The sequence below is a fragment of the Microcoleus sp. B9-D4 genome (assembly GCF_036705105.1).
GTDB lineage: Bacteria > Cyanobacteriota > Cyanobacteriia > Cyanobacteriales > Microcoleaceae > Microcoleus.
Window position 1 is genome coordinate 1 of record NZ_JAUBTS010000153.1, and the last position, 2,234, is coordinate 2,234.

At 41.3% G+C, this 2,234-nt stretch carries 6 protein-coding genes; 1 reads left to right on the top strand and 5 read right to left on the bottom strand.

Annotated features, from left to right (window positions below):
- The 5 genes from QUB24_RS33220 to QUB24_RS33240 all read right to left on the bottom strand — a co-directional run.
- A partial coding sequence (locus QUB24_RS33220) for a transposase (RefSeq protein WP_445300453.1) occupies nt 1–243 on the bottom strand: 243 nt, incomplete at its 3' end.
- Nucleotides 239–445 carry a hypothetical protein gene (locus QUB24_RS33225; protein WP_333157834.1) on the bottom strand — a complete coding sequence of 69 codons (207 nt, stop codon included), beginning with the start codon at nt 443–445 and terminating at the stop codon, nt 239–241. The genes QUB24_RS33225 and QUB24_RS33220, both read right to left, overlap by 5 nt.
- A gap of 32 nt (nt 446–477) precedes the next feature.
- Nucleotides 478–747 carry a hypothetical protein gene (locus tag QUB24_RS33230; protein ID WP_333157836.1) on the bottom strand — a complete coding sequence of 90 codons (270 nt, stop codon included), beginning with the start codon at nt 745–747 and terminating at the stop codon, nt 478–480.
- A 317-nt stretch (nt 748–1,064) separates the two neighbouring features.
- The gene (locus tag QUB24_RS33235; RefSeq protein WP_333157837.1) at nt 1,065–1,520 is read right to left on the bottom strand and encodes an IS66 family transposase; all 456 of its coding nucleotides are present in this window, start codon (nt 1,518–1,520) and stop codon (nt 1,065–1,067) included.
- A 150-nt stretch (nt 1,521–1,670) separates the two neighbouring features.
- Nucleotides 1,671–1,943, bottom strand: coding sequence for a hypothetical protein (locus QUB24_RS33240; protein ID WP_333157838.1), 273 nt, complete (start codon nt 1,941–1,943; stop codon nt 1,671–1,673).
- Between the two features lie 30 nt (nt 1,944–1,973).
- On the opposite strand from QUB24_RS33240, the gene QUB24_RS33245 reads away from it, so the two are divergent.
- Nucleotides 1,974–2,147 (top strand): hypothetical protein, encoded by a 174-nt coding sequence (locus QUB24_RS33245; RefSeq protein WP_333157840.1) that lies wholly within the window; start codon nt 1,974–1,976, stop codon nt 2,145–2,147.
- Nucleotides 2,148–2,234: the final 87 nt, after the last annotated feature.

The following is a 2,234-nucleotide window of genomic DNA, read 5'->3' on the forward strand; positions in this document are numbered from 1 at the left end:
GCAATTAGTAAACCAGTTTTTGAGATGTTTCGGATTAATTAAGTCAAGAGCCACAGCAATTATCGTATCAACCATTTTAGTGGTCGTTGGCGAAAATTTTCGCAATAAAGATTTAAGTTGCGACCACCATAATTCAATCGGATTAAAATCAGGAGAGTATGGGGACAAACATAAAATAGAAGCACCCACAGATTCAATCATCGATGTAATTGAATCTACTTTATGCGCGGGTAAATTATCAATTCACGTCTACTGCTCCCGACCACAATTGTGGCACTAAACATTTTTCTATAAATACCTCAAATGCTTTGCCATCCATTGAGTTATCCATTGTCATGAGTGCCACTACTCGCTTGATACTAATTGCACCAATTACTGTGACTTTTTTCCGGGCGTAAAAAGGTTTAACCGCATAGGCTCGCTTTGCCTCGTTCCGAACGTGCATGAGTTCGGCTTAAACCTAGCAATACTCCAGTCTCATCTAAAAATACGCTCATTTTTAGGTTCGATATGCTTGACTTTTTCCCAATACTCTAACCTTAACTTCATGACTCTTTCTGTTCCGGCTTGGCTACTCCTGACTGTTTTTTTTTTACGATTTAATCCCAACTTCTGTAACGCGTTACACATGGCTGTTCTACCCACCCAATTTCCCGTCCGTTCGGCAAATAACTCACACAATTCTAGTAAGGTTGCATCGGGATGTGCGGCCACTATTTCTCTCAAAGAAGCTGTGGAATTATTCACAGGACTGTATCTCGGTTTCCCCCTGGGCTTCGGCTGTAAATTTCCCTCAGTTTTTTGTTGATTGACCAATTTTTGAACTAAGCTTTTACTGACGGAAAATATCGCTGCTGTTTTTCTGATCGACAGCTTATGCTCTTGATGGGCTGCTACTATTTTTTTTTCGTAAATCAACTGAATATGCTTTCATTGGTGTATTTTTTTCATCTATTCTTATTGTACCTCATAACACCCGGAAGTGCTGTATAGCCTTTCTCAGAAAGATGAGGTATCATGTTACTGACACTCACTCGTGAGGGTCAAACAGAGAAGGTAATTGCTCAACTAGGGGAAAAAATGGAGCCATCAATAGAGAGAGCTTGTTGAATAGATTGATAAGCAGTTAAACCCTGTCGCTTCCCAGTATTAACAACTGAACGAACAGCAGCAAACAAATCTCGCCCCCATTCCGAACGGAAGCCATTAGTCACACGGCGAAATATTACACTCATCCGAATCGCCTGTTCACTACTATTATTCGTGGGTGGAATTGTCGCATCTTCCAGAAATAGAAATAAATTGTCAATTAGCCCACCATAGCGTTTTCGTAACCGGATACCATCCGGATTGTGTGGCGCTAAATTCAAAATCCCGGTTAATCTTTCCTGTAAATTTTCTCGATATCGATTGAGTCTGGCATCGTCGATTTTTTCTCGTCGTCGATGGATGATAAAAGCTCTTAATAATAACCTCTTCATCGCCCTTGGCAAAAATCCTGTCAAAGGCGTCAATCGCATATCATTGGTAACAAGTTAGAAAGGAGTAGATTCTGTCAATACCCCTTTGTGCATAAATATAATTTGATAATAATGATAATCAAACAAGGGGTAAGGGTGGGAGAGTCCGCCTGTGGCAGACTCTCCCACGCAAGGGCGCGATTATCATTATTAATAAGTTGTTGGCTCGATTGGCGTGGCACTGCGATCAATAATAATGACGGGCGATAGATAATAATGGCGGGCGATCGATAACAGTGGCGGGCGATCGATAACAGTGGCGGGCGATCGATAAATAATGGCGGGCGATCGATAAATAATGGCGGGCGATCGATAAATAATGGCGGGCGATCGATAATAGTTGCACCACAAGTGTACTTTCGAGCGTCGGGGCGAGGACGATCGATTGCGAGAGTTGGTACGATCAAACGATATAATTGACAAATAATTGGGCGATTGTGTAGGTCAGCAAATATGGCAAAGAATCAAAAAACCAACCGTGACCACGCCAAAAAAACCACAAAACCGATGGTGGAAGATGAAGCGATTGCCTCGCAACTATCGGCATTATTAACACCAGCCATCACATCCAGAAGTGTTGAATGCTTATTTGATAGGATTCTGAAAATAGACATACGAATCCTATAAACTCCTGATCTCAGCAATTAAAAACAAGTTCCTTAAACCAGTGAATATAGCTGATTTTCTCACACATAAAAGCCTGTAAATATCGTA